Source organism: Solibacillus sp. FSL W7-1324 (assembly GCF_038008025.1).
Taxonomy (GTDB): Bacteria; Bacillota; Bacilli; order Bacillales_A; family Planococcaceae; genus Solibacillus.
Genome location: NZ_JBBOYH010000001.1, coordinates 1271896 through 1297502 on the forward strand (window position 1 = coordinate 1271896; position 25607 = coordinate 1297502).

Consider the following 25607-nt stretch of genomic DNA (forward strand, 5'->3'; position numbering starts at 1 on the left):
AAAAAAAGGGGATTGATTTAGAAAGGTTTAGTTTTCCTGTTTTTTGAAAATTTACCTTTTAGTTTGTAAATTATTAATTGATAGATTATTCTAATAAAGTACTCGAAAAATCGAAATTCAGGTTTGTAACCGTTTTCAATGTCGATATATAGAAGGGGGAGGAGATTACACATGTTGCAGGCATTAAAAGTTGGATTACTAATCGAACGCTCCAACCGAAAAAATATTGTTGCGTTACTCGCAGTAATCGTCATTGTGTTCGGCTGTATGTTTTTTATTAAGGCACAGTCCGTGGGAGACCAGCTTAATGAAAAAAAGGGCGACTACTACAGTTCGCGCGCAGTATTAGCTAAGTTCCAGGTCCAGGATGCTTCAAGAGACGGGGATGGCAGTGATTTATTTAAAAATCTGACTCAGCAGAAAAGTGCTGTCGCATTACAAATTGCTTCATTAACTGTAGAAAACTATCCGATGTATTATGAGGCATCCTATCGTATTGCTGAGCTGCGGCAACAAGCTTTTAATATGGAGGAGTACGAAAAAGTGAAGGATTTGCTGCCTTCCAAGTTCCAAAATTCAATGAATTACTTATATTTTAAAACGATGTACGAATCGGGCAAAAATACGATTAGCGATATCTCTCATTACATACCGTTTTTGTTGTATTTTTTTAGTTTAGTAGGTGTTGGCTGGTACATATTTATGAGTTTCTATACGAGTTCGATTTTACTGGATGATTTTGAGCATTCAAGTATTATAAAAGGCTACCCGGTACGTTTTGACCAGTATGTGATATCCAAATGTATCATTGCCTTTTTGTATGTTGTCGCGTTTATCGCGCTCATTTTTATCAGCGCTACGCCATTGCTATTTAATGGGTTGGGAGACGGTTCCGAAAAAGTGACTGTTTATTTAGGGGACCCGGCATTAATTTCAAGTGTGCAATATATTGCGCTATGTATTGTCTACATGCTGATCATTTCGATATTTGTCATGCTCTTATCGATTATTTTAAATGTGTTGCTGAAAAATATGTATCTGACATTGTTTGTCCATTTTATTCTATTCTTTTTACCTATTATTTTCCCTTCAATTATTAGTGTGCTTCCGTACAGTCCATTCCATTTCATGAATTTTAATGAAATTTTAAGTGGAATGCCGTTGGATTTAGTGCGTCCTGTGGATGTAACGATGAATATCGGGTTACTGATTATGAGTATTTGTATTTTAATCATGTTATTTGTCATCAAAACATTCTTCTCTACAGGAAAAATTAAAAGGGCCTAGGGGGGAAAGATATGTACGGATATTTTAAATTTGAACTGAAACAGTTTTTTACGAATAAGAAAAACTTGGCGATCTATTTTCTCTTGGCATTTGCTGCGCTATTTTATGCGTTTAAGATTGCACCTGCCTATGATCCGATTGAAAAGGTCGATCGCGAGGAAATAGAAGCCCGTTATTTAACGCGTCAGGAATTTATTGATGATTTAAGTAAGAGGAACTTAAGGGAAATACATCCGACATCAGTTAGGGCATATTATGATTTTGCTGATATCAACCCGCTGGATAAGGCAAGAATGGATGCCCTTGATGCAAATGATCTGAAAAAGTATGCTGAAGTAACAAGCGACTGGTATCTTCAAATGAACTATTTGACATTTTATAATGAAAACCTTTTCTATAATGACCGATATTATGTGGCAGACAGGGAATTTGCAAATGTTGAAGGTGCTTTAAATGCGATGGATCAACATTTCCGGTATGGTGCTTTTAATGAGGCGAATTACGAATTGTCGATTGGTGTTTTTGAACAGCGTACAGCATTGCAGACGTTTGAGCGACTTCTGAAAGGTCCGCTTCCTTTAATATTAATTATTTGTACCTTATTACTGGCAATCGATATTGTGACGAAGGATCGTCGTCACCCGTCTGTGCTGAAAGGCTTTCCGATTGCGGACTGGAAGAAGCTGCTCGTAAAAATAGGTGTTGCTTTTATCGGCAGTATCGCTTTATTTGTACCTTTACTTATTGGTTTTATGATAATCGGAGCTCAATCAGGTTTCGGCCATCTTAAACTGCCATCACCTGAGTATGCTTTGAATTTCATGCAAATAGGGAATGAGAGTTTAGCTAATATGATGACATTGGGCATGTTTTTGGGTCGGTCTTTATCATTACTGATTGTATGGTTCATTGTCATTATCAATGTTGTGGTTTTATGCAGTGTACTGTTCCGCCAAGAAATGGTGAATTTGGCAGTCGGACTATTCGTCATTTTTGGCGAAAAGTTTTATATGAACCGCGGTATCGGGTATTTCTGGGAAGTGGAAAAAGTACCGACAACGTATATCCATGTCGGAAAAGTTGTGTCGAGTTATCAGAACTATTTTTTAGGAAGTGAAAATGTTGATTATCAACTTGGCCTGCTGTTATTGTCAATTTGCGCAGTTGTCCTATTGGTCATTGCACTGCTCATTTCACTTAATAAACGGTTCAAGCTTGTAAAATAGAGGGGGGACAACGAATGATTGCTATTGAAAATATTACCGTTCAGTTTGCGGATAAAAAAGTGCTCAACGATATTTCGATCAAGTTTGAACAGGGCGAGATGATCGGGTTAGTAGCACCGAACGGAACCGGAAAATCTACTTTGATGAATGTCATTATGAACTATTTGCAGCCAACAAGCGGGAAAGTATCGTTTAACGGTAATCTTAGCTATTCGAGTAAATCAAATGAGGTGAGAATTCATGAGTTTGTGTCGATGATGCCGGATCAAAGCGATTTATATAACCATTTAAGTGGACGTGCCCATTTAAAAATGTTTGCAACGATGTGGAAGTCCGACCCGAAGCTGATTGACGAAACAATTGAAGCGCTGAATATGGGTCATTATGTTAATAAAAAAACAGGTACCTATTCACTCGGCATGCGTCAGCGGCTTTGTTTTGCAATGCAAATTGTAGCGAACACGGAAATTATGATGATGGATGAAGTCATGAACGGGCTCGACCCGAATAATATTGAAGTCATTTCGAAGATTTTAATGAAGAAAAAGGCCGAGGGGAAAATGATCATCATCGCTTCGCACTTGCTCGATAATCTGGAAAAGTATGCCGACCGAATTTTCCTGTTTAATGACGGCAAACTGGTCGATACGAATGAAATTATTGAAGGATTCAGCCAGGCAAAAATTAAAACAGTACGTGTGAAAAATATGGAAGAATCCGTTAAAGCACTGTTAAAAGAGAAATATCCGCTGATTGAGCAGCAAACACTCGTTACGGATATGACATTGCTGCATCTTCCTCGTTCGGAACCGATGCTGTTAAGCGAGCTAACTGAATTTCTGGTAGATAACAATGTAATGGATTTTGCATTTGGTAAAGTGACATTGAATGATTTATATGCCCTTTACTATCATGAAGTTGTATAAAGAATACTAACGAAAAACGCCATTCTTTTTTAGAAATGGCGTTTTTCTCGTATGAATAAGGGGATGATGCGCATAGTAAAATGGGATTTGACTTAATTCACTAATGTAATGGATGGTGCAGATGCAATGGCGGAGGGATTAGCCAGCCTTTTGATTTGTTTAAGCGTAATAGCTTTGCTCCAAGCTGTGCCTTTGCTGTATGGAATTGACCATACATCATTCCGATATCTTCTCGCGTTGTCATACCCATCGCCTGGCTGCAAGCAACTAAACCGGCAGCGACATCTACAGATAATGCTGCACTTATTTCAGGGTCATTGAATCGTGCTCCTGGCGGGATGTTTTCGATTCGTGCCTCAGGACGTTCCGGTGGTGCAGGAGGAAGTCCAACGCCATTTAATTTAAGAATTTTTTCTAATTGTTTTACTTCTTCTCGAGCAAATTGAACAAAGTCTTCAATTATTTTTTTCAAGTCGTGGTCGCCGGCATGATTATAAAAAGTCTGATACCCGGCAATCATACTGTACCCTGCAGCCAAGCTTGTCCAAATATTAAAAACTTCTCCATAATGTAACGGTTCATCTTTTGGGTTACCCGTTAAAATTCCCATCATTACACTTCCTTTCAAAATTAGGTGAATCTCATACAACGGTAGTATGAGCAGTAAAAGTGTTTTCATTCATACTTAAATGAAAAACATCATACAAGTCACATAATAATAGAAGTTAAAATTCCTTTTTATTCACCAAAAAATAAGACGCCTGCTATTTAGTTGAATAGCAAACGCCTTATATAATTTTTTATGTATAAAGTGGCAAATCGCTCAGTAACGAACAGTGTTGAAGTAAAATGGATTACTTCAACTCGTTAAAGAAATCAACCTAATTTATAAATCAGTTAGTAGGTCCTTGAACTCTTTTAAAAATCTCTTTTTCAATAGCATCTTTTGGCTTTTTAAGCGCAATTTCCAAGACGTCAAAAATAATCGTTGAGAGTTGCTGCAAAATTTGTGAATCTTGTGATGTGATTTTTTTCTCGTCTTTTTGTAATTCCAAATCTTTTCGTAGGAGTGTATTCATTAACTGGGCAGCTTCTAGATGATTATTCGCACTCAAGATTTCTGCGTGGTTTCTTTGACGGTTTGTACTGCGGTCATTCCATTCGCTTGGTTCATTCGAAAAGCAATCCATAATTTGTACTGCTTCATCATAGCTCAATATTTTTTCAAGTTGTGAGTTATTACTCTCTACTGGATGGTATAGCGTTACACCCGGTCTAATCTTTGATTGCATAACATAGTAAAGCATAGGTTCTCCTGTGAAGTTCTGTTCTACAATACTTTCAATCTGACAAATACCATGGGATTTATAAAACGTTAAGTCACCAATTTTATACATAAATACGCCTCCGGAAAAAGTTATACATAAAATAATATAGTAATTTACTATTTAAGTCAACTAAGTTGACTTAAATCCCCTTATAGTATCATGAACTTGAATTAATAGATTAGCTTTAGTATGATGCTTGAGAATATTTAAGAATGATGTTGAAAGAAAGAAGGGGGAGAGACAATGATTGACTTTATAGAATTATTGTATCGCCAACATAAACAGTTACGCCAAAAGGCAGAAAATATGTGGAACGAAAATAATGACCTTCATATAACGAGTTCGGAATGGTTTGTCCTGAAAAATATATATGAGGGGCATGTAACAGTACCGGAATTAGTAAAACAATTAGATATTTCAAAGCAGGGGGTTCATAAATTTGTGACGTCCTTACAAGAAAAAGAATTAATTACGACCGAATTAATAAAAGGATCAAAAGTTCAAAAGAGGGCCCATTTGACTGCAAAAGGAATCGTTATTGTTAATGAAAGCAAAAAGATGGAGTTTAAAATAGAAAAGATGGTAAGGAACACGATCGGAGATAAGGAATATGAACTGTTATTGGAGATGCTTAAAAAGCCGCTTCTAAAAGTTTAAGTTCTATATTAATGAGGACAACTGAAAAAAACCGCAAGAAAGAACATTTCCTTCATGCGGTTACCTCATCAATTTTAAACCTTATTTAAAAGAACCTTCAAATACAATTTCATTTAATGGACGGCGACCTGATGGCGTTTCACGTGCCTGCAATTCCGGAGACAGCATTTCTTTGTCGCCTTTGTAGCCAATTGCAATAGCTAAATGTACATCAAACGTATCCGGAATGTTAAATGCTTCTTTTGCCACATCCTTATATATACCGCTCATCGGATGTGTGATTAAACCTTCCTTTGCTGCCTGAAGTGACAGGAAGCCCCATGCTGTTCCTGCATCAAACTCATGTGAGCCTTTTGTATTGTCAGAAACGACTAATACTAAAACAGGTGCACGCTTAGCCCATACTAAGTTACCTTCCATTAAAACAGGGTGGAATTTTGCTAAATCCTCTTCTGTTTTTGCCACGATAAAGCGCCAAGGCTGGTTGTTGCCTGCTGATGGTGCCCAGCGCGCTGCTTCAAATACACGATTTAATACATCTTCGGCAACAGGTGTGTCTGCATAAGCACGTGGTGACCACCGATTTAAAAATACTTCTGAAATGTCATGCTCCGCTGTACGGAATTCTTTTGCTTGTAATACCATGAAAATAATCCTCCTAGTTCTATGTAATACATTTCCTATATTAACCAACGCTAAAATGTAATTGCAAACAAAATGCTTACAAAAAAGTAACTAAATAACTTTTAGTTAGTTATTGAGGTGTAAATCTTTTAATCGATAAATAATTGTTAAAGCAGATAAAATTGAGTTTATAGTAGACAAATCCGATTTTTTGCTATATACTAAGGTCAATGAGATAGTTACAAGACATTAAATTCACCTATTACAAAAAGTATTTCGTGGTTTAGTTGGTACTTTTTGTAATATGTGAATTTTTTTCTTTTGGAAGAATTGCGATCTTATTAAATTTAATTAATTGGAGGTCATTTATTATGACACAAGGTACAGTAAAATGGTTTAACTCTGAAAAAGGTTTCGGTTTCATCGAAGTTGAAGGCGGTTCTGACGTATTCGCTCACTTCTCAGCTATTCAAGGTGAAGGTTTCAAAACTCTTGAAGAAGGTCAAAAAGTTGAGTTTTCAGTAGAAGACGGTCAACGTGGACCACAAGCTACAAACATCGTAAAACTTTAATTTTAATGATGTAACTATAGAAGAGGGATCCTTTCATAAGGAACCCTCTTTTTTTTGCGAACTTTTCCACAAAAATAAAGCAGTTCAAATTTATGGGGAAGTAAATTTGAACTGCTTTTAATTTTGCTTATAAAGCTTAGCCGACTAGGTTATGCTTAACCACTTCATAAGCTTGGCAAATATTCTTGTACGCATCTTTTTGTTCGGCAATCATTTCGACTGCAATTTCATATAAATCAGAAGAGTCAGTTGTAACTAAATCGTTTAGTACTGCAGCTTCCATTTTTTCTACATATGATAAAATTTCCGTATTCATCATTTCATCTCCGAATCTGTTTGTTGTTACCTTTAATATACAGGAAACAGACGTCTGACTTCAAAAGGAATGAGGTTGAAAACGGATAAAAATTTTAAAGTTTGACGATAAAATGAACTTAACAAAGTTTAGCTATTTGAAAGCGTTTTTCTAATAATTGTCTAAATATTACATAAAAAACTGCTGCAAAAGAATTCCTTCGAAACAGTTTTTTCTCATTTTTATAGGTTTACTATATCGGAAAAGATGGCATCAATTCCAAGTGATTCGAGTTGGCGGGCTACTTTTGCATCATTGACTGTATAAGTTCTGACGGTCATTCCGTTCTTGATCGCTTGCTGAACAATGGAACGCATCCCGTAGTAATAGGGGATATGGATTGCATCCGCGCCAAGCGTCTTGACATAGTCCTCTAAGTTTACAATAAGCGAAGCAAATAGCAGCGCGGTTTTCACATTTGGCATGATTTGCTGAAATCGAGCAATGCTTTCATGATTGAAGGAAGAAATAATGACACGATCTTCTAAATTAAAGCTATGAATCTCATTGGCAATGAGTGCTTCAATGCCGGGATACTCAAAAATGTCCGATTTTATCTCGATATTGATCTGGAAGGGCGTTGATTTAAAGATGACCAAAGTTTCCGCTAATGTAGGAATCGTCTGACCAGCAAACTCCGGCGCAAACCACGAGCCATAATCAAATGCCCGCAGCTCTTCCAGTGTCAGATCCTTCACATAGCCTTTCCCCGTTGATGTACGGTCAATTAACTCATCATGGATAACGACTAACTGGTTGTCCTTTGTTAAATGGACATCAAATTCAACGCCCCAAATAGCCAACTTTGCAGCTTCCTGAAAAGCGATCATTGTATTTTCGGGGTAGTTGGCACTGTAACCACGGTGAGCGAGAATCTTCATTTAATTCACTCCTCCTATTTTTCGCAAGCAATCCCGTCCTTATCACGATCACTTTTTGCGTTTAATTTGTAAAGCTCTGCTGATACGAAAGGTTTATATTTTGTTTTGCCGCCTTTGTTCGTTGTTTTCGCATCTTTTGCAACGCCACCTTTGTAGACTTTATTTAATTCGGTGCAATTTTTATAAGCGACAGCTTTCACTTTTGTAGCTGCCTCTGCTTCCATTGTTGAAAACGAGAAACCGCTAATTAAAACAGCACCCATTAATAATCCTGAAATATACTTTTTCATCGTAATGCTCCTCTATAAACAGTATTTTCCAGTATTTTAACATAAAAAAAAGCGAATTCACAAGGGAGGTAGTGAATTCGCTTTGGACTAACCCATAATATTATAACCGCTATCGATATAAATCGTTTCGCCTGTCACTCCTCGGGATAGGTGGCTTAACATCACGATTGTCATGTCAGCTACTTCTTCCTGGTTTGTGTTGCGTTTTAACGGAGAAGTTTCTTCGATTTTATGCAGAATCTGATTGAAGCTTGGTACACCTTTAGCTGCCAATGTACGGATGGCACCTGCGGAAATGGCATTGACACGAATATTATCCGCACCGACATCGGCTGCCAAATAGCGCATTGAAGCTTCAAGTGCAGCTTTCGCAACGCCCATTACATTGTAGCCATCAAGAACACGCTGTGCACCTAAATAAGACATCGTTACGATAGAACCGCCTTCTGTCATATAAGGTTTTGCCGCTTTTGTAACAGCAATCAGCGAATAGGCACTTGTATCTTGTGCAAAGGCATAGCCGTCACGTGTTGTTTCGACGAAGCGGTTATGCAGATCTTCGGCATGTGCGAATGCAACAGAATGGATAATGCCGTGAATCACTTTAAACTGCTCACCGATTTGAGTGAATGCTTTTGCAATGCTTTCGTCGCTGTTTACGTCACATTCAATAACAGTTGCATTGTGCTCTTCATAATTTGTTAAAAGCTTTTCGATTTTTCCTTTTGAACGTTCTTTACGATATGTGAAAATTACATTTGCTCCGACATCAAATAGTCGTTTTGCGATGCCCCAAGCAATACTGCGCTCATTGGCAACACCCATTACGACGATATTTTTCCCTTTTAATTGCAATAAATCCATAACGACACCCCTAAAATGAATAGTTAATATTAGTACCTACTACTAATATTAACTATAACATCTCAATAATAGATGCGCAATGAGAAAAAAGTGCAAAATAAAAAACGACCCTTTAAAAGGAATCGTTTCGTATGTTTGTATACTATTCGAATTTTAATGAGTCGCCGTCAAATGTTTCATCTGCAACTTTAATAGAGTCTGTTGGACAGCCTTCAAATGCATCTTGCATATCTTCTAGTAGATCTTCTGGAACTTCAGCAGTACCCATGTTATCATCTAAAATAACGAAAGCGATTCCTTCATCATCATAATCATAAATATCCGGTGCAGCAGCGCCACAAGCGCCACATGCGATACAAGTATCTTTATCTACGATAGTATATTTTGGCATTGTTACCTCTCCTTTATCCGTTCGTTTCCATAAAGCTCTTACTTATTCTAATGGTGTTTTCGGCACTTTTCAACCTAATACTACGAAAATGAGGGATTTGACATGCTAATCCAACAAATTCTTTTGAAAATTTTACATACTTTTCAACAGGAACGCACTGTTTCCGCCGCCTATCACTTATTGAAAGGGAAGCGGTCAGGGCAGACAATTCATGATGTAGGCCTCTTTAATTTATATTCCTATTTTGGGTTGCTCCCAAAACTAGCTCGTCATAAATTCGATGAGCAAATTGATCTCATGTTTGCCAAGAGTATTATTATAATAGAGGAAAATGGTTTTTATACTATGACCGAACAAGGAAAACAGCTTGCCTCAAAACCTGTGCCTCTTTCGTTTGACGGCTGGCATTACCGTGGCAATGAACATATTTTTTTCGGTAGACTTTCGCTTATTATTCAAAGCCTGTCCCATCAGCTCCATCAGAAAAAAGCGTTTATCCCGATTGAAAAAAATGAACAAGTACAGCAATGGGTACGTCAATTTTTAGTGCGACACCATTATCAGAAAGGCTTGCTGCACCAATCAATTTACACAGAAATATCTGCAAGTATAGCCGAGACAGCAATCGAAGAAAACATGAAAGACATCCTCATGTACCGATTGACCGGCTACAATGAACCGGGATTTACGTGGCAGCAATTGGCATTTGGCTATAATATGCAGGAAATGGATGTTCAACTGCACTATATTAGCGCATTGCATACTTGGTTGAATGAATTGTACCTTGAAAAAACACAATACCCGCTATTGAATGAAATTATGCAAAATATACGTGTGGAAGTCGTGCTGACTGCTTCGGCAAACGCAACCGCCCAGTTATACAAAGCGGGAAGAACATTGGAAGAAATCAGTCATATCCGTCGATTAAAAATGAGTACGATTGAAGATCATATTGTCGAACTTGCGATGAATGAACCGAACTTTTCGATAGAGCCATTTGTATCAACCAAAGAACAGCAACAAATTTTAGGTGCGGTCGAAGCTTATGATACGAAACGATTAAAAACATTGAAAGAATTACTGCCGCAGCTAAGCTATTTTCAACTTCGGCTAACAATGGCGAAAGGAGCGACCCATATATGAATTTACAAAGTGCCTTAAAGCAACATTTCGGCTATGATGCATTCCGGCCAGGACAAGAAGAAATCATCAAAAATATAGTGGCGGGCAAAGACGTTGTGGCCATTTTGCCGACCGGAATGGGGAAATCCCTTTGTTACCAGCTGCCGGGCTATTTATTTCAAAAACCGGTGCTGATTGTGTCGCCGCTATTATCACTCATGCAAGACCAGGTCGATCAGCTAAAGCAAATGGGGGAAAAACGAGTTGTCGCATTGAATTCCTTTTTAACACCAGACCAGAAAAGGTATGCCTTACACTTTTTGGGAGAGTACCGGTTTATTTTCGTATCTCCGGAAATGCTGTTGCAGCCGCAAGTAAAGGCAAGAATTCAAGCGATGGAACTTTCGCTAATTGTTGCGGATGAAGCACATTGTATATCGCAATGGGGATTTGATTTTCGACCGGACTATTTACGGATTGGTGAAATATTATCGGAGTCGAATCGTCCGCCTATTCTTGCATTATCCGCCACAGCAACGGATACGGTTTTGGCGGATATCCAATCCTATTTAAAAATGAATGCACCTTTTCACTATATGCACGCTGTAAACAGAGACAATATTCATTTAGTGAAAAAACTGTTTTCAGAGCGTGAGGAAAAGATTGAATGGATTATTGAACATGTGAAAAATACAGACGGTCCGGGCATCATTTATACGCAATCCCGGTCAAAAGCAGAAGCGATCAGTTTACAGCTTCTACAGCAAAATATTTCGGCGGCCGCTTATCATGCCGGGAAGGAAGCACAGGACCGACAATTTATACAGCAGCAATTTTTAGCCGGTCAGCTTGAATGGATAGTAGCGACAAATGCATTTGGTATGGGTGTCCATAAAGAAAATGTTCGTCAAGTTATTCATGAAACAATGCCTGCAACATTGTCGAACTATATGCAGGAAATTGGGCGGGCTGGTCGTGATGGCAAAAAAGCAGTTGCCTTTTTATTATATTGTGACGGTGATGAGCAATTTGCAAAATTTATCGCGTCAGAAGATTTGCCGAAAAATATTCATGTGGACCGGTTCACAGAAGTGATGGCTGCTGGTGAACAGCCGCAGTCCTTGCTTGCAAACGGGGAAATGTCGGAAGTCGTTTTCCGTGTGCTGAGTTATTGGCTGGCACGTGAATCTGCCGAGGAAGTAAAGAATCGGATGCTGAATTTACAGATTAAGAAATTTGAAGAAGTCCAGCTCGTTTTAAAGCTTATAGAAGGTACAGAATGTATGAGGAAGCAAGTCGTTCAGTACTTTGGTCAGCAATTGACGAAGCAGCAGGAAAATTGCTGTTCCAACTGTGGAATCGATGTGTCTGAACTGGTGGAAGAGAGAGATCCTTCAAAAACTATGATTAAAATGACCAATTGGCAACACCGTCTCAAGAAAATATTGTTAATAAACTCTTAATCTACTATCGAACCGTTTACTTTTATGTAGAAATTGGTCATAATAAAGTTATAATTTTTAGTAGTTGGAGGGGTGAAGGCCATGACAAAAGAAGATTACCGGGAGAAGGTAGAGGAGCATCGTCAAGAGATTGACCTACATAATGAGTCAGGTACAAAAATGTCACGTGTTAGCCGACATCGAAAGAAAAACGGAAAAAAACAAACAAACCCAATTATGACGGTGTTAACAGTTATCTTAATTTTTATCCCTTTAGTTATTCTAGCTTATGTGTGGCTAATCTATGAACCGAACACATCTGCAAGTGAAAATGTAAACGTGGATAAGAAGGATGACTTAGTAGTGGAGATTCAAAAACAGGATCCGAAAACACAGCCAGCTGCTACTAACGATGACGAAGATAAAGAAGAAAAAAATGATGATAACTCGGCCGAAGTGGATGAGGCTAAAGCGAAAGCGGAAAAAGAAAAGTTAGCTGCTGAAGAAGCGAAAAAGGCGGAAGCACAAATCGCAAAAGAAAAAGCTGAAAAAGAAGCGGCAGAAATAAAAAAAGCGGAAGAAGCACAGAAAGCGGCTGCGGCTAAAGCGAAAGAGCAGGAAGCAAAGAAAAAAGCTGCTCAGGAAGCGGCTAAAGCACAGCAAAAAACACATACTGTACAATCGACTGACAATCTATACCGCATCGCATTAAAGTACTACGGTAATGGTAGTCCTGAATATGTTAATAAAATAAAAGCTGCCAACAATTTATCATCGGACAGTATTTCGACAGGGCAAGTTTTAGTAATTGTTCCATAATTTTTCTCACTTGTATAATGACTAGTAAAAAGACGAACCGTTCCGGCTCTCGTCTTTTTCTTTATGAAAGAAATTTGTTATTTTAAATACTTAGTAAACACTAGGTGAAATTAATGGTTATGAAAGCATTACATCAGGCTATTGTGTTATTAGCCTTTTTGAATTGGAGGACCGTGTATGGTCATAATAAGTTTTATCGGAATCGCCTGTATTTCAGTGCTTCTCTATATGTATAAAGAAGCACATGAAAATAACATCCGGTCACATGAAGTGAAAGCAATTGGCGATAATGAAACAATCCATCTTTATTTTATATCGGATACACATGCGCGCAAAATTAATGAGGCGATGATTGATTCGATTGATCAAAATATACAGGCTGTCCTCATAGGGGGAGATTTTGTCGATCGTCGGACTTCTGAAGATACAGTGCTCCATAATATACGCATGCTAAAAAAACTGGGCCCTATTTATTTTATTTGGGGCAATAATGATATTGAATTTGGTGAACAAAAACTGCGTCAACTGCTGAAAGACCATCAAATCCATATTATTGAGAATGAATCAATCAGTCTCAAAAGCAAAAATAAGCTGTCTGTGAGCGCAGTTTCATATCGTCCGGAAGAACAGAACATCCAGCAGGCAATCGGGCAATGCGAAGAAAAGAACACCGTTTTCATTGCGCATAATCCGGAACTGTTCGGCAAAGTACATAAGCAGTTTCAGCCACTGCTCAGTATTGGGGCACATTTACATGGCGGGCAAATGCGTCTCGGTAAATTCGGACTGCAGCCACACGGATATTTTAAAAAAGTGAAAAACCGCTATGAACTTGTCAGTAACGGGTATGGTACGACGCTTGTCCCGCTGCGTCTCTGTGCAAAGCCGGAAAGTCATCTTATTACAATTAAATTTGAACAAGATGTAAAATGAGAGAAAAGCGATTTATAGGAATTGGAATAAGGAGATGTTAGTATGCAAAAGGTAGATGCAATCATTGTTGGTGGAGGTCCATGTGGATTAGCTGCAGCGATTGAACTACAAAATATCGGATTGTCGCCAGTCATTATCGAAAAAGGTAATATTGTCAATGCGATTTACAATTATCCGACACATCAAACTTTTTTTAGTACGAGTGAAAAGCTGGCAATCGGGGATGTGCCGTTTATTATTGAACAACGAAAACCGAAACGCAATCAGGCACTTGTCTATTATCGCGAAGTCGTGAAGGCGAAAAACCTTCAAGTCAATCGTTTTGAAACAGTGGAAAGTGTTAAAAAAACGGATGGTTTATTTCATGTGCGCACTGATAAGGACAGTTATGAAACACCGTATGTAGTCATTGCAACGGGCTATTACGATCATCCGAACTATTTGAATATACCAGGCGAAAATCTTCCGAAAGTGCATCATTATTTTAAGGAAGGACACCCGTTTTTCGATTTGAATGTACTGGTCATCGGCGGGAAAAACTCTGCAATTGATGCAGCATTGGAGCTTAATAAAGCAGGCGCACATGTGACGGTCATCTATCGTGGCAATGATTATTCGCCGAGCATTAAGCCATGGGTATTGCCGGAATTTTTAGGTCTTGTACGAGAAGACGAGATTTCAATGCACTTCAATACAGAAGTAAAAGAAATCAAAGAGAAGGAAGTCATTGTCGAAATTGAGGGACAACAAGAAACACTCGCCAATGATGTCGTATTCGCAATGACCGGTTATCACCCTGATCACCGTTTCATTCGTGAAATGGGCGTCGAGATTGATGAACAAACAGGAAGACCGACGTTCGATCCTGAAACAATGGAAACAAATGTAGAAAATCTATTTATTGCCGGTGTCATTGCTGCGGGAAATAATGCCAATGAAATCTTTATAGAAAACGGCCGCTTTCATGGGAATATGATTGCTCAAAAAATTGCTCGTCAAACTACATAAGGGGTGAATGTTGTGAAGAAAAAAGTAGTGCTGATTACAACAGGTGGAACGATTGCAAGTACACGCAACGAGAAAAACAAACTGGAGTCCGGCAAGCTGGATGGGCAAGCCATTTTATCGATGTGCCAGCTTGAAAATGAGATGGATATTGAACTGATTGATTTATACCAGATCCCATCGATGCATATGACATTCGAAAATTTAAATCTACTGAATCAAACGGTCAAAAATGTATTTGAAGATCAAACGGTGAGCGGGATTGTCATTACACATGGTACGGACAGTTTAGAGGAGACGGCCTACTTTTTAGAGCTGACAATTCATGATGAACGCCCGGTTATTGTAACGGGTTCGCAAAAATCACCAGGCGATATTGGTACAGATGTCTATTCAAATCTCCGGAATTCCTTATTGGTTGCTTCGAATGAAGAGGCGAAAAATATCGGGGTGTGCGTTGTCTTTAATGAAAAAATCATTCATTCCAAATACGTGAAAAAAATGCATTCCTCAAGCATTAACGGCTTTGGATCGATCGGCTATGGGATGCTTGGATTTATCGATAACGACGAGGTCATCATTTACCAGAAGCCAACACATAAAGAAGTATATAATATAAAAGAAAGCTACCCTGCTGTTGAAATTGTATTTGCTTATTTAGGTGCAAGTTCCATTATATTGGATGCCCTCTACGAAGCAGATGTTGAAGGTATTGTGCTGGTCGGAGCAGGTCGAGGTCAAGTTGCACCGAAAATGATGGGCGCAATTGAAAAGCTTTGTCAAAAAGGAACGAAAGTTGTGTTAACGACATCGACTGAAGAAGGACGAGTATTCCCGACATATGATTATTACAGCAGTGCGAATTACTTGAAAGATGCCGGCGTTATCATGGGCGGGGACTTTGATCCGAAGAAAGCCCGTATGAAACTCCTGTTGATGATTGCGAACGGCAATACGAATTTTGATACTTTTATGCATTAATGATAGGAACTCGGCATGAAAATAGCCGAGTTTTTATATTTTCTAGACAAATATTGGGTATGCTACACTGCTTTGAAAAAAATAGTGCTATACTATTTATGAGTCGAGAAACGAGAGGAGCCGGCATGATGTTTATACTATTATCAGCAGCGATTGCGCCGGGTTTAGCCCTTTTAAGCTACTTTTATTTACGCAATGAGATGGATACCGAGCCACGGCGTACATTAATGCATTCTTTCATATATGGCGGGGTTATAACATTCCCTGTTTTATTTATACAATTTGTCATTAAAGAAGAACAGACATTTTCGAATCCTTATTTTATCAATGCAATATTCACCAGTTCGATAGAAGAATTCGTAAAATGGCTCATTATTTTAGCCGTAATTTTACGCCATATCGAGTTTGACGATCCGTATGACGGTATTTTGTACGGTGCCGCAGTTTCATTAGGATTTGCTACTGTGGAAAACGTCCTCTATTTATTATCTTTCGGGATTGATCAGGCATTTATGCGGGCGTTATTGCCGGTATCGAGTCATGCATTGTTCGGTGTAGTGATGGGTTACTATTACGGAAAAGGAAAGTTTTCAAGTGACGAAATACAGAAGAGGTATATTGCGCTTGCCCTTTTTGCCCCTGTAGGTCTTCATATTATGTATAATTCAATTTTAATGTTAGAAGAATACTTTTTGTATGCGATGCTGCCGTTCATGTTATTTTTATGGACGTTTGCATTACGTAAAGTCAAGCAGGCACATGAACATCTAATTGAACACTTATCCCGCAGTAACCATTTCTAAAAGGTTTGCTACAAATATTTTTGTAGCAAACCTTTTTCTATGTAAAAAACGGATTATTAAACTCTAAATAAGTGATAAAAATATGCTCTATAGATTGAAAAAAGCATCTTTCGAATGTATAAACTTTTCAAATTTCTACATCCTACTGAAAAAGGAGTGGAAATGTCAATGAAAAAAATCGTCTTGTTCGTAATCATTATATCAAGTAGTTTTGTAAGTCATACATTTGCATTTTCAGGTCAGGATGTGCAACGAGGTGCATTTGGTGACGATGTAATTGAGTTACAGGCACGACTTCAATATTTAAGTTTCTATCATGGGAAAATTGACGGGAAATTTGGTTACGGAACCTATTGGGCACTTCGTAATTTCCAGGAGCAATACGGGCTTCCTGTAGACGGGATTGCCGGACGGTCTACGAAGGAAAAACTCGAGAATAATTCGGATTTCGACAAAGCGTGGGTTCATAAACAGATTAATGCCGGGAACAGCTTCACGTATTATGGCGGTGTCGCTTTGGAAAATCAGGTGAAAAAAGGTGGAAATGGCGGAAAAAGCTCAAATAGTACAACCTCCATGCAGCTTCCACCAGGCTACACAGAGCAGGATCTTCAAATTTTAGCGAATGCCGTATACGGAGAAGCGCGAGGCGAGCCGTATGAAGGACAAGTTGCTGTTGCGGCCGTAATTTTGAACCGTCTGGAGTCTCCGGAATTTCCGGATACGATTTCGGAAATTATTTTCCAGCCATTAGCTTTCACAGCTGTTGCGGACGGCCAGATTTGGCTTACTCCAAATGAACGTGCCAAACAGGCTGTGTTGGATGCGATAAACGGCTGGGACCCATCCGAGAATGCTCTGTATTATTTTAATCCTGTAACAGCGACAAGTAATTGGATTTGGTCTAGACCTCAAATCAAACAAATTGGTGAGCATATTTTCTGCTTATAGGCGGGGGTAAAACATGAAAAAATTTGCATATTTATTAGGTTTATTTGTTGTCATATTAGCCTTTGTTTCCTTTGATCTATTTACACAAAATAAGGATTTGGAGCGAGCTGTTTATGCTACCCAATCGAGGGACCTTTCGGCAGCGACTGAAAAATTGTCGACATTGCATACAGCGGTGGAACAATCTTTACTCTTTCAGGACGAAAAAGCTTTAAATAATGAATTGGATTCCATCTGGCGGTTGAGCAGTGATTTAAGAAAAACGGTCGCCAATTTACCGATTCAGGCAGAAGTACAAAATGAATGGATGCGTTATTTAGGAAAAATCGGTGATAACGCAAAACAAGCGGCCGCAACGGGGGACTATGAAAACTGGCGCGGTAAAATGAGTACGGTTGCTTCCAATTTACATGCGTTTGCAGAAGAATGGAATATCGCGACTGTCGCTTTTTATGAAAATGACGGCGATTTAAAAAAATGGTCAACGAATCATACAACCGACCTTAAAGATTCACCGTTTATGAACGTGTCAAAACAATTAAAAACATATAATGAAACCGATTTCCCATTAACTGCGAGTGAATCGGATTATGAGAAAAAGCGGGAGTTACAGCATTTAAAAGATAAAAAAATAACGAAGAGCGAAGCCATTAAAAATTTTAAAAAGTTTTTCCCGAATATCGATGATTCCATCGTAACCGTGACAAAAAGCAGTGATAATGCACCATACCCGTTCTATCATATTCAATTTATCCATGGTTCGAAAATCGGCTATGCCGACATAACAGAAAATGGCGGCCATCTTCTGTCATTCCTGCTTGAACGTCCGGTGAAAAAGGATGCACTTTCACATGAAGAAATTTTGAATACCGCAAAAAGCTTTATGAATAAAGTAGGCTACACTGATGTGAAACTTTCCGAAACAAGGGAAAATCATGAAGCATGGCATCTCGTATTTACGAGAGTGCATGGCGATGATGAAGCTTTAATTTATCCGGATAGTATTCAAGTAAAAATTGCGAAGGATAACGCGGAAATTTTAGGTGTCAACGCAATGGAATATATTCAGGAAGAAAAAATAAAAGATCAAGGTGAAGTGCCGATCGACTGGGATAAGTTTTTTGCGGATCATGTAGGTGTCGAACAAGTGCAAAAGATTTATACTGGCAATGGAAATCTGGAGCTGCGTAAATGTTATGAAGTTATTGCAAGGCTCGACAATAAGACACAGGATACGTATCGCATAGTAATCGATACGGAAACACATGAAGTGATCAAAAACGAAAAAGTGTTTTAGCAGTATGTAGAAGGTGCTAGGTCCAGTAAAAATAATTGTAAAAATATAGCTATATTTACATTCCCGTGAGATAATAAAGTATCAATAATTTCTTATGGGGAGAGGCAAATGGAACTAAAAATTGGAACACAACTAACGCTGGAGCCAACCTATACGGAAAGGGTCGAAAAATTTAAATGTCGTGTAGTTGATCGGCAGGACAATATGATTTTTATCGACTATCCAATTAATACGGCAACTAAAAAAATCGCTTTTTTAATAGATGGCGCACAATTCCGTGCAACTTTCAGTACGGAAAAAAAGGAAAGTTACTGCTTTAATACAGAAGTTTTAGGACGTAAAGGCGGCAATGTTCAAATGATACTGCTTGCGTGTCCACCACCTGAAGAGTTTATTAAAATTCAGCGCCGCGAATATGTTCGTGTAGAAACACCTGTAGATATTGCCGTAGAACATGACGGACAGAAATTTCAGTTTGCGGCCGAAGACATAAGCGCCGGGGGAACATTGATTCATATTAAGTCACCGGTCAATTTTACTGAAGGCGATACAGTTAAGGCTTTCGTCGTCCTGCCATTTGTAAATGGCGAAATCCGCTATGTCGAAACAGATGCGAGAGTCGTGAACATGTTCGAACGAAATGACATGAAAATGGCAGCATTGAATTTCACGGATACGGATGATTATGATAAACAGCAGATTGTCCGATTCTGCTTCGAACGACAAGTAATGATCCGCAAAAAAGAAATGAATGAATTATAAGCGAAAGGTCTAAAAAGTATTTTACTTTTTAGACCTTTTTAAATAACTGAAACGAATGTTATGGACGGCCAGTTTTTTTCAAAAAAATATAGCGTAAAGAAGGTAAAATTTTTTTCCGTTATGATACAATAGCAACGGAAAGTAGGGAGTTAATTATGATGAAAAAAATTCAAATTGCAATTGATGGTCCTGCAGGTGCAGGAAAAAGTACCATTGCAAAAATTGTAGCCGAAGCACTTCGATTTACATATATCGACACAGGTGCAATGTATCGGGCAGTGACGTATAAAGCGATGAAAGAAAACATACAATTACATGACGCAGAAGCGATTGAAAAAATGCTGCAGCAAACGGTGATTACATTAAAACCGTCGGAGCAGGGACAACTCGTTTTTGTGGATGGACAAGATGTGTCACAGGCTATTCGTTCAAATGAAGTTACGGCAAATGTATCAGAAGTTGCGGCACATGCCAATATTCGTGAAATTCTTGTAGCGATGCAGCAAAAGCTGGCTGCGGACGGCGGGGTTGTCATGGACGGCCGTGATATCGCAACACATGTTTTAAAAGATGCTGAGCTTAAAATCTTCATGTCTGCAACAGTTGAAGAACGTGCACATCGACGCTTCCTGGATAATGAACGCCGCGGTATTCCTTCAACGATCGAATCATTACAGAAGGAAATTGCACTGCGGGACAAGCTTGATAGTGAACGTGAAGCTTCACCGCTCATCCAAGCAGAAGATGCTTTATTTTTAGATACGACGCATTTATCAATTGATGAAGCGGCGCAGGAAATTTTGAAATTAGCGCAGCAAAAAATGCAGTAAACACTATTAAAAAATGAAGCTAACGTACGAAATTTCTGAAAATAAAGGGTTATTTTTTGTTTTTGTAGAACTTATCGAATAAAATAAAAGTGGAATACGCGAAGGAGGGCTACATATGTCTGAGGAAATGAATTTAGGGTCAAACCAAAAATTTCAAGAAGGAGATATTGTGAAAGGTGTTGCTGAACAGGTTGAAGAAAAGTCAGTAACGGTTTCGATCGAGGGGGCACCTTTCGACGGGATTATACCTATTAGCGAACTTTCAAGCTTACACATTGAAAAAGCTTCTGATATAGTTTCAGTTGGCGATCAGCTAGAGCTTATGATTACGAAAGTTGAAGAAGAGAATTTTGTATTATCGAAACGCAAAGTAGATGCACTGCACGCGTGGGATGAATTAAAAGCGAAATTCGAATCTGGTGAAGTATTCGAAGCAGAAGTAAAAGATGTTGTGAAAGGCGGACTTGTCGTCGATCTAGGCGTGCGCGGTTTCGTTCCGGCTTCACTCGTTGAAGATTATTTTGTCGAAGATTTTGAGGATTATAAAGGCAAAACTTTACGTTTAAAAATTACAGAGTTAGATAAAGAAAAAGGCCGACTTATTTTATCTCATCGTGCAGTATTAGATGAAGAGAAAGCGTCGAAAAAGCAACAAGTGATTCAAAATATCCATCAAGGGGATATGCTGGAAGGTACAGTTCAGCGCTTGGCGAAATTCGGTGCGTTCATTGATTTGGGCGGCATTGATGGATTAGTCCACATTTCACAAGTGGCACATGAACATGTTGAAGATATTTCTACGGTATTACAGGAAGGACAATCTGTAACTGTAAAAGTGCTTTCAGTCGATATTCCAAATGAGCGTGTTTCATTATCGATCAAAGATACTTTGCCTGGTCCATGGACAGACATCGAAGAGAAGGCTTCTAAAGGTGCCATCTTAACAGGTACTGTAAAACGTCTTGTTACATTCGGTGCTTTTGTGGAAGTATTCCCTGGTGTTGAAGGTCTTGTCCATATTTCTCAAATTTCCCACAAGCATATTACAACACCTCATGAAGTCTTAAAAGACGGACAAGAGGTGGAAGTAAAAGTACTTGAGGTAAATGAAGCAGAAAAACGCCTTGCACTAAGCATTAAAGCATTGCAGGAAGATTCTGCGAGCGACGAGGACTTCGATTACGAGCTGCCTGAAGAAAATAAAGGTTTCTCTTTCAGCGATGTTATCGGTGATCAGCTAAAAGGATTCAAAAAATAATATTACGAAAACCGCCCATATAAGGATGCTTATGTGGGCGGTTTTTTGCTTTTTGGGAAGCTCATAGCATGAAATTATTAGAACAAATTTATAGTTTATTAGAAAAAGCGAGTGGGATTTTAGAAGAATTGCATGCAATATTTGAACATATGGCATTCATTTTAGAACTTTTGGGAAATATATTAGAAGACCGCCTACTTATTAGAACTAGTCACGTTATATTAGATAATTTCCCGCTTTTTTAGAAAATTATAGTCCCCGAAAAGTTTGACGATAAATCGAAATCGATTTTGAATGTTATGAAAAAATGATATAATAGTCAAATTCGTGTATAATACGGAAAGACAAGAGTTTGGAAGGATGAAGTACAGATGACAAAACCAGTAATCGCCATCGTAGGACGTCCGAACGTAGGTAAATCGACAATTTTTAACCGAATTGTTGGAGAACGTGTATCGATCGTGGAAGATATTCCAGGTGTAACACGGGACCGTATTTATAGTTCGGCTGATTGGCTAGCACATGAATTTAATATTATCGACACTGGTGGTATTGAAATTGGGGACGAGCCATTTTTAGAACAGATCCGTCAGCAAGCGGAAATCGCAATTGATGAGGCGGACGTTATTATTTTCATGACTAATGGACGTGAAGGTGTTACGGCTGCAGATGAGCAAGTAGCAAAAATTTTATATAAAACAAAAAAACCGGTAGTACTTGCAATTAACAAAATTGATAACCCGGACATGCGTCATATGATTTATGACTTCTATTCATTGGGCTTCGGTGAGCCTTGGCCGATTTCAGGTTCACATGGTTTAGGTTTAGGGGATTTATTGGATGAGTGTGCGAAACACTTCCCGAACCCGGATGAAGAACAATATGATGATGATACGATTAAATTCTCGTTAATCGGACGCCCGAACGTAGGGAAATCATCACTTGTGAATGCCTTTTTAGGTCAGGACCGTGTTATTGTAAGTGAAATCCAAGGAACAACTCGTGATGCAATCGACTCTCCGTACTCATATGATGGACAAGATTACGTTATTATCGATACAGCGGGTATGCGTAAAAAAGGGAAAGTATACGAATCAACTGAAAAGTATTCGGTACTCCGTGCATTGCGCGCGATTGAACGCTCAGACGTTGTTTTAGTCGTTCTGAATGCGGATGAAGGTATTCAGGAACAGGATAAAAAAATTGCAGGCTATGCACATGAAGCCGGCAAAGCAATCATTATCGTTGTAAACAAATGGGATGCAATTGAAAAAGACGAGAAAACGATGAATATCTTTACAGAGCAAATTCGTGAACACTTCCTGTTTTTAGATTATGCACCGATCGTTTTCGTTTCGGCAAAAACGAAACAGCGTGTCCACAATATTTTACCGATTATCAAGCGTGTTAGTGAAAATCATGCGATGCGTATTCAATCATCAATTTTAAATGAAGTAATTGAAGATTCAATCGCACGTAATCCTGCACCAACAGATAAAGGTCGTCGTTTACGTATTTACTATGCAACACAAGTGGCGATTAAACCACCGACATTCGTTGTATTCGTAAATGAACCGGAAATGATGCACTTCTCATACGAGCGCTTCTTAGAAAACCGTATTCGTGAGACTTTCGATTTTGAAGGAACTCCAATACGCCTCATTACACGTGCTCGTGACTAAAATTCAATAAAAAGGGCGCTAGTTTATGCAAATGAACTAGCGTTTTTGTTCATAATAGGGTTTGACTTGAAGGATTAATTTTCAACAGACTTTAAGTGGAATTGGGGGTTTTTTAATGGAAAATGTAGTAGTTTTAGGAGCAGGTTCCTGGGGAACGGCACTGGCCATCGTTTTAGCGGAAAACGGTCATAATACGCTCGTTTGGTCGCATCGCGAAGATCAGGCAGCTGAAATTAATGAACAGCATACAAATAAAAAATATTTGCCGAATACGGTTTTGCCGAGTAATTTAAAGGCGACTTCAAATCTGGAAGAGGCTGCAAAACATGGTTCTACTATTGTGATGGCAGTACCGACAAAAGGAATCCGGGAAGTTTGCGGCAAAATTTCGGACTATATAACGGAGAAAGCGTTATTTGTCCATGTTTCGAAAGGAATTGAACCGGATACATTATTGCGTATTTCCGAACTGATGAAGGAAAGCCTTGCTGACAATGCGGTAAGTGATATCGTTGTGTTATCAGGTCCTTCCCACGCAGAGGAAGTCGTTTTAAAACATCCGACAACTGTAACGGCTGCTTGTGAAAATTTAGAGGCTGCAGAAAAAGTGCAGGATCTATTTATGAATCAATATTTGCGTGTCTACACAAATGATGATGTAATAGGCGTGGAAATTGGCGGTGCGCTGAAAAATGTCATTGCGCTTGCTGCAGGGCTGACGGATGGTCTGAACTTTGGCGATAACGCGAAAGCGGCCTTAATTACACGCGGTTTAGCCGAAATTACGCGTCTCGGTGTAAAAATGGGCGGCAACCCGTTTACGTTTGCCGGTCTGACAGGTATGGGCGACTTGATCGTTACATGTACAAGTGTCCATTCCCGAAACTGGCGCGCGGGCAATATGCTCGGCAAAGGAATGAAGCTTGAGCAAGTATTGGATGAGATGGGAATGGTAGTGGAAGGTGTACGTACAACAAAGGCTACATACCAGCTCTCAAAAAAATACGATGTTTCGATGCCGATAACATCAGCATTGTATGATGTGCTGTTTAATCATATGGAACCGAAAGCATTGGTTGAATCCTTAATGCTGCGCACGAAAAAAAGCGAAATTGATGAGATGAGCTGAACTAGTATATTTTGCATGATTTCCAATTAATTTAATAATTTGTCACAAAACAGGAGGGATACTAGTATGCCTCCTGTTTTTTTTTACCTGAAAAGGCTATAATTATTAGCGGTAACAACAATAAATAGAAAGGCGGTTTTAATAGTGCAACTTACTTTGCAGCTCATGAATCCACTATCAAATTTACTTTTAAATTCTGCACGTGGCCCATTAGCGAGCATGCATGCATTAGATGTTATGTGGGTTTCTTTTTATTCGATTGGTTTACTATTAATCTCAATTCTCATTATTACAGCAGTCCGTAAGTGGGTACATAATATGTTTTTGTCAATTTTATTGAAATTAGTAGCATATGTCATGTTTTTTATCGGCACATTATTAATGGTTCTTGTCGTACTTACATGGCCGAACTAATATAGGGGGAAATACATAATATGAAATCATCAAAATGGTTTGTTCTTTTGTCACTGGTCATTTTAGTGCTGACAGGCTGTGGCTCACCGACAAATTTTGACCAGTCCAGCTTAAGGCCTGATGTCGATATGCTTGCAGGTGTACAGCGTGCGGTCAATGAATATCGTGAAGATACGGGGGTCCTTCCGATTAAGACTCGTGACCAGGATACAGACATCTTCATTAAATACTTAATCGATTTTGAAAAGCTTATCCCGAAATATATCGGCTCACCGCCGGCAAACTCCTATGAGAAGGGCGGTATATTCCAATATATTATTTGGGATCCGGAAGAAAACCCTACTGTAAAGCTCGTCGATTTGCGAACACCTGAGCGAATTCGCGAAATTAATATCCGCTTTAAAGGGACAACTTATCCGCAATTCAAAGATAAAATAGTTGAGCATGTTTACACGGTAAACTTCGAGAATATTGGCTATAAAGAAGATGTTACTGTACAAAGTCCTTATTCGAACAATCAACTGCCGATTGTCGTATCTGCTGAAGGGGATTTGTATGTCGATTATTCGATTGATTTATATACGTACATGAAAGACAACAATATTACAGCGGAACCGGGTGAGGATATCCGAAAGATTTTAGTGGAAAACTTCCCGGTTGTTCCTGCATACTCACTGCCATATACGGTAGGTGAAAATAATGAGCCTGTCATTATGTATGATCCGACGAAAAAAGAAAATTAAACAAAAAAGGTGTGCAAAAAAGTTAAATCTTTCTG

30 protein-coding genes are annotated in these 25607 nt (G+C 38.7%); 22 read left to right on the forward strand and 8 right to left on the reverse strand.

All coding sequences use genetic code 11. From position 1 onward, the window contains the following. Positions 1–171 precede the first annotated feature (171 nt). Genes MKY71_RS06095 through MKY71_RS06105 form a run of 3 tightly spaced genes read left to right on the forward strand, consistent with a single transcriptional unit; the run spans position 172 to position 3439 of the window. Complete coding sequence (locus MKY71_RS06095; RefSeq protein ID WP_340731896.1) at positions 172–1287, forward strand: ABC transporter; 1116 nt, start codon at positions 172–174, stop codon at positions 1285–1287. A gap of 11 nt (positions 1288–1298) precedes the next feature. Beyond that, positions 1299–2513: an ABC transporter permease gene (locus tag MKY71_RS06100; protein WP_340731897.1), complete on the forward strand. Its 1215-nt coding sequence runs from the start codon at positions 1299–1301 to the stop codon at positions 2511–2513. Positions 2514–2527: 14 nt separating this feature from the next. Further along, positions 2528–3439: an ABC transporter ATP-binding protein gene (locus MKY71_RS06105; protein ID WP_340731898.1), complete on the forward strand. Its 912-nt coding sequence runs from the start codon at positions 2528–2530 to the stop codon at positions 3437–3439. Positions 3440–3539: 100 nt separating this feature from the next. Here MKY71_RS06105 and MKY71_RS06110 read toward each other — a convergent pair whose 3' ends face one another. Beyond that, positions 3540–4049, reverse strand: coding sequence for a DUF3231 family protein (locus tag MKY71_RS06110; RefSeq protein ID WP_339175825.1), 510 nt, complete (start codon positions 4047–4049; stop codon positions 3540–3542). A 283-nt stretch (positions 4050–4332) separates the two neighbouring features. Beyond that, complete coding sequence (locus MKY71_RS06115; RefSeq protein ID WP_339175826.1) at positions 4333–4836, reverse strand: CarD family transcriptional regulator; 504 nt, start codon at positions 4834–4836, stop codon at positions 4333–4335. A gap of 174 nt (positions 4837–5010) precedes the next feature. Here MKY71_RS06115 and MKY71_RS06120 point away from each other — a divergent pair, with 174 nt between their 5' ends. Further along, complete coding sequence (locus MKY71_RS06120) at positions 5011–5424, forward strand: MarR family winged helix-turn-helix transcriptional regulator (protein WP_340731899.1); 414 nt, start codon at positions 5011–5013, stop codon at positions 5422–5424. 81 nt (positions 5425–5505) lie between these two features. Here the strand turns inward: MKY71_RS06120 and MKY71_RS06125 are convergent, their stop codons facing one another. After that, a complete protein-coding gene (locus tag MKY71_RS06125; RefSeq protein WP_339175829.1) occupies positions 5506–6069 on the reverse strand; it encodes a nitroreductase family protein in 564 nt (187 codons plus the stop codon). Positions 6070–6419: 350 nt separating this feature from the next. On the opposite strand from MKY71_RS06125, the gene MKY71_RS06130 reads away from it, so the two are divergent. Then, positions 6420–6620: a cold-shock protein gene (locus tag MKY71_RS06130; protein ID WP_079525806.1), complete on the forward strand. Its 201-nt coding sequence runs from the start codon at positions 6420–6422 to the stop codon at positions 6618–6620. A gap of 136 nt (positions 6621–6756) precedes the next feature. Here the strand turns inward: MKY71_RS06130 and MKY71_RS06135 are convergent, their stop codons facing one another. From MKY71_RS06135 to MKY71_RS06155, 5 genes are all read right to left on the reverse strand, one after another. Beyond that, entirely contained in the window at positions 6757–6936 is a 180-nt protein-coding gene (locus MKY71_RS06135; protein ID WP_339175830.1) for a hypothetical protein, read from the reverse strand. Between the two features lie 221 nt (positions 6937–7157). After that, positions 7158–7856: a glycerophosphodiester phosphodiesterase gene (locus MKY71_RS06140; protein ID WP_340731900.1), complete on the reverse strand. Its 699-nt coding sequence runs from the start codon at positions 7854–7856 to the stop codon at positions 7158–7160. A gap of 14 nt (positions 7857–7870) precedes the next feature. Further along, on the reverse strand, positions 7871–8146 hold the full coding sequence (locus MKY71_RS06145) for an excalibur calcium-binding domain-containing protein (RefSeq protein WP_339175832.1): 276 nt from the start codon (positions 8144–8146) through the stop codon (positions 7871–7873). A gap of 87 nt (positions 8147–8233) precedes the next feature. Further along, positions 8234–9010: an enoyl-ACP reductase FabI gene (locus MKY71_RS06150; RefSeq protein ID WP_340731901.1), complete on the reverse strand. Its 777-nt coding sequence runs from the start codon at positions 9008–9010 to the stop codon at positions 8234–8236. Between the two features lie 142 nt (positions 9011–9152). Beyond that, on the reverse strand, positions 9153–9401 hold the full coding sequence (locus tag MKY71_RS06155) for a ferredoxin (RefSeq protein ID WP_008404945.1): 249 nt from the start codon (positions 9399–9401) through the stop codon (positions 9153–9155). Between the two features lie 102 nt (positions 9402–9503). Here MKY71_RS06155 and MKY71_RS06160 point away from each other — a divergent pair, with 102 nt between their 5' ends. From MKY71_RS06160 to MKY71_RS06240, 17 genes are all read left to right on the forward strand, one after another. After that, on the forward strand, positions 9504–10544 hold the full coding sequence (locus MKY71_RS06160; protein ID WP_340731902.1) for a helix-turn-helix domain-containing protein: 1041 nt from the start codon (positions 9504–9506) through the stop codon (positions 10542–10544). Next, the gene (locus MKY71_RS06165) at positions 10541–11986 is read left to right on the forward strand and encodes a RecQ family ATP-dependent DNA helicase (protein ID WP_340731903.1); all 1446 of its coding nucleotides are present in this window, start codon (positions 10541–10543) and stop codon (positions 11984–11986) included. Before MKY71_RS06160 ends, MKY71_RS06165 begins: the two co-directional genes overlap by 4 nt. 81 nt (positions 11987–12067) lie before the next feature. After that, positions 12068–12784, forward strand: a complete 717-nt coding sequence (locus MKY71_RS06170; RefSeq protein WP_339175838.1) for a LysM peptidoglycan-binding domain-containing protein — start codon at positions 12068–12070, stop codon at positions 12782–12784. Positions 12785–12961: 177 nt separating this feature from the next. Next, entirely contained in the window at positions 12962–13717 is a 756-nt protein-coding gene (locus tag MKY71_RS06175; RefSeq protein ID WP_340731904.1) for a metallophosphoesterase, read from the forward strand. A 42-nt stretch (positions 13718–13759) separates the two neighbouring features. After that, positions 13760–14725 (forward strand): YpdA family putative bacillithiol disulfide reductase, encoded by a 966-nt coding sequence (locus MKY71_RS06180; protein ID WP_340731905.1) that lies wholly within the window; start codon positions 13760–13762, stop codon positions 14723–14725. 12 nt (positions 14726–14737) lie between these two features. After that, positions 14738–15703, forward strand: a complete 966-nt coding sequence (locus MKY71_RS06185; protein WP_340731906.1) for an asparaginase — start codon at positions 14738–14740, stop codon at positions 15701–15703. Positions 15704–15831: 128 nt separating this feature from the next. Next, on the forward strand, positions 15832–16506 hold the full coding sequence (gene prsW, locus MKY71_RS06190; RefSeq protein ID WP_339176579.1) for a glutamic-type intramembrane protease PrsW: 675 nt from the start codon (positions 15832–15834) through the stop codon (positions 16504–16506). A 168-nt stretch (positions 16507–16674) separates the two neighbouring features. After that, entirely contained in the window at positions 16675–17457 is a 783-nt protein-coding gene (gene sleB / locus MKY71_RS06195; protein ID WP_339175843.1) for a spore cortex-lytic enzyme, read from the forward strand. A gap of 13 nt (positions 17458–17470) precedes the next feature. After that, positions 17471–18754, forward strand: a complete 1284-nt coding sequence (locus MKY71_RS06200) for a PepSY1/2 domain-containing protein (protein ID WP_340731907.1) — start codon at positions 17471–17473, stop codon at positions 18752–18754. 108 nt (positions 18755–18862) lie between these two features. Continuing rightward, positions 18863–19516, forward strand: coding sequence for a flagellar brake protein (locus MKY71_RS06205; protein ID WP_339175845.1), 654 nt, complete (start codon positions 18863–18865; stop codon positions 19514–19516). Between the two features lie 155 nt (positions 19517–19671). After that, positions 19672–20346, forward strand: coding sequence for a (d)CMP kinase (gene cmk / locus MKY71_RS06210; RefSeq protein ID WP_339175846.1), 675 nt, complete (start codon positions 19672–19674; stop codon positions 20344–20346). A gap of 115 nt (positions 20347–20461) precedes the next feature. Then, on the forward strand, positions 20462–21604 hold the full coding sequence (rpsA, locus tag MKY71_RS06215) for a 30S ribosomal protein S1 (protein WP_079525839.1): 1143 nt from the start codon (positions 20462–20464) through the stop codon (positions 21602–21604). 68 nt (positions 21605–21672) lie between these two features. Then, positions 21673–21849 carry a hypothetical protein gene (locus MKY71_RS06220; protein WP_339175849.1) on the forward strand — a complete coding sequence of 59 codons (177 nt, stop codon included), beginning with the start codon at positions 21673–21675 and terminating at the stop codon, positions 21847–21849. 126 nt (positions 21850–21975) lie between these two features. After that, the gene (gene der, locus MKY71_RS06225) at positions 21976–23286 is read left to right on the forward strand and encodes a ribosome biogenesis GTPase Der (protein WP_339175850.1); all 1311 of its coding nucleotides are present in this window, start codon (positions 21976–21978) and stop codon (positions 23284–23286) included. 115 nt (positions 23287–23401) lie between these two features. After that, positions 23402–24415, forward strand: coding sequence for an NAD(P)H-dependent glycerol-3-phosphate dehydrogenase (locus MKY71_RS06230; protein WP_339175852.1), 1014 nt, complete (start codon positions 23402–23404; stop codon positions 24413–24415). Positions 24416–24559: 144 nt separating this feature from the next. Then, complete coding sequence (locus MKY71_RS06235) at positions 24560–24829, forward strand: DUF2768 domain-containing protein (protein ID WP_339175853.1); 270 nt, start codon at positions 24560–24562, stop codon at positions 24827–24829. Between the two features lie 20 nt (positions 24830–24849). Further along, positions 24850–25572, forward strand: coding sequence for a hypothetical protein (locus tag MKY71_RS06240; RefSeq protein ID WP_340731908.1), 723 nt, complete (start codon positions 24850–24852; stop codon positions 25570–25572). Positions 25573–25607 lie beyond the last annotated feature (35 nt).

Coding starts and splice junctions, on each gene's coding strand:
- MKY71_RS06170 (WP_339175838.1), top strand. CDS start 12,068: ATGACAAAAGAAGATTACCGGGAGAAGGTAGAGGAGCATCGTCAAGAG.
- MKY71_RS06180 (WP_340731905.1), top strand. CDS start 13,760: ATGCAAAAGGTAGATGCAATCATTGTTGGTGGAGGTCCATGTGGATTA.
- MKY71_RS06095 (WP_340731896.1), top strand. CDS start 172: ATGTTGCAGGCATTAAAAGTTGGATTACTAATCGAACGCTCCAACCGA.
- MKY71_RS06110 (WP_339175825.1), bottom strand. CDS start 4,049: ATGGGAATTTTAACGGGTAACCCAAAAGATGAACCGTTACATTATGGA.
- MKY71_RS06155 (WP_008404945.1), bottom strand. CDS start 9,401: ATGCCAAAATATACTATCGTAGATAAAGATACTTGTATCGCATGTGGC.
- MKY71_RS06100 (WP_340731897.1), top strand. CDS start 1,299: ATGTACGGATATTTTAAATTTGAACTGAAACAGTTTTTTACGAATAAG.
- MKY71_RS06115 (WP_339175826.1), bottom strand. CDS start 4,836: ATGTATAAAATTGGTGACTTAACGTTTTATAAATCCCATGGTATTTGT.
- MKY71_RS06175 (WP_340731904.1), top strand. CDS start 12,962: ATGGTCATAATAAGTTTTATCGGAATCGCCTGTATTTCAGTGCTTCTC.
- MKY71_RS06105 (WP_340731898.1), top strand. CDS start 2,528: ATGATTGCTATTGAAAATATTACCGTTCAGTTTGCGGATAAAAAAGTG.
- MKY71_RS06150 (WP_340731901.1), bottom strand. CDS start 9,010: ATGGATTTATTGCAATTAAAAGGGAAAAATATCGTCGTAATGGGTGTT.
- MKY71_RS06160 (WP_340731902.1), top strand. CDS start 9,504: ATGCTAATCCAACAAATTCTTTTGAAAATTTTACATACTTTTCAACAG.
- MKY71_RS06220 (WP_339175849.1), top strand. CDS start 21,673: ATGAAATTATTAGAACAAATTTATAGTTTATTAGAAAAAGCGAGTGGG.
- MKY71_RS06135 (WP_339175830.1), bottom strand. CDS start 6,936: ATGAATACGGAAATTTTATCATATGTAGAAAAAATGGAAGCTGCAGTA.
- sleB (WP_339175843.1), top strand. CDS start 16,675: ATGAAAAAAATCGTCTTGTTCGTAATCATTATATCAAGTAGTTTTGTA.
- MKY71_RS06130 (WP_079525806.1), top strand. CDS start 6,420: ATGACACAAGGTACAGTAAAATGGTTTAACTCTGAAAAAGGTTTCGGT.
- MKY71_RS06230 (WP_339175852.1), top strand. CDS start 23,402: ATGGAAAATGTAGTAGTTTTAGGAGCAGGTTCCTGGGGAACGGCACTG.
- MKY71_RS06125 (WP_339175829.1), bottom strand. CDS start 6,069: ATGGTATTACAAGCAAAAGAATTCCGTACAGCGGAGCATGACATTTCA.
- prsW (WP_339176579.1), top strand. CDS start 15,832: ATGTTTATACTATTATCAGCAGCGATTGCGCCGGGTTTAGCCCTTTTA.
- cmk (WP_339175846.1), top strand. CDS start 19,672: ATGATGAAAAAAATTCAAATTGCAATTGATGGTCCTGCAGGTGCAGGA.
- MKY71_RS06165 (WP_340731903.1), top strand. CDS start 10,541: ATGAATTTACAAAGTGCCTTAAAGCAACATTTCGGCTATGATGCATTC.
- MKY71_RS06205 (WP_339175845.1), top strand. CDS start 18,863: ATGGAACTAAAAATTGGAACACAACTAACGCTGGAGCCAACCTATACG.
- MKY71_RS06140 (WP_340731900.1), bottom strand. CDS start 7,856: ATGAAGATTCTCGCTCACCGTGGTTACAGTGCCAACTACCCCGAAAAT.
- MKY71_RS06120 (WP_340731899.1), top strand. CDS start 5,011: ATGATTGACTTTATAGAATTATTGTATCGCCAACATAAACAGTTACGC.
- MKY71_RS06240 (WP_340731908.1), top strand. CDS start 24,850: ATGAAATCATCAAAATGGTTTGTTCTTTTGTCACTGGTCATTTTAGTG.
- MKY71_RS06145 (WP_339175832.1), bottom strand. CDS start 8,146: ATGAAAAAGTATATTTCAGGATTATTAATGGGTGCTGTTTTAATTAGC.
- rpsA (WP_079525839.1), top strand. CDS start 20,462: ATGTCTGAGGAAATGAATTTAGGGTCAAACCAAAAATTTCAAGAAGGA.
- MKY71_RS06200 (WP_340731907.1), top strand. CDS start 17,471: ATGAAAAAATTTGCATATTTATTAGGTTTATTTGTTGTCATATTAGCC.
- der (WP_339175850.1), top strand. CDS start 21,976: ATGACAAAACCAGTAATCGCCATCGTAGGACGTCCGAACGTAGGTAAA.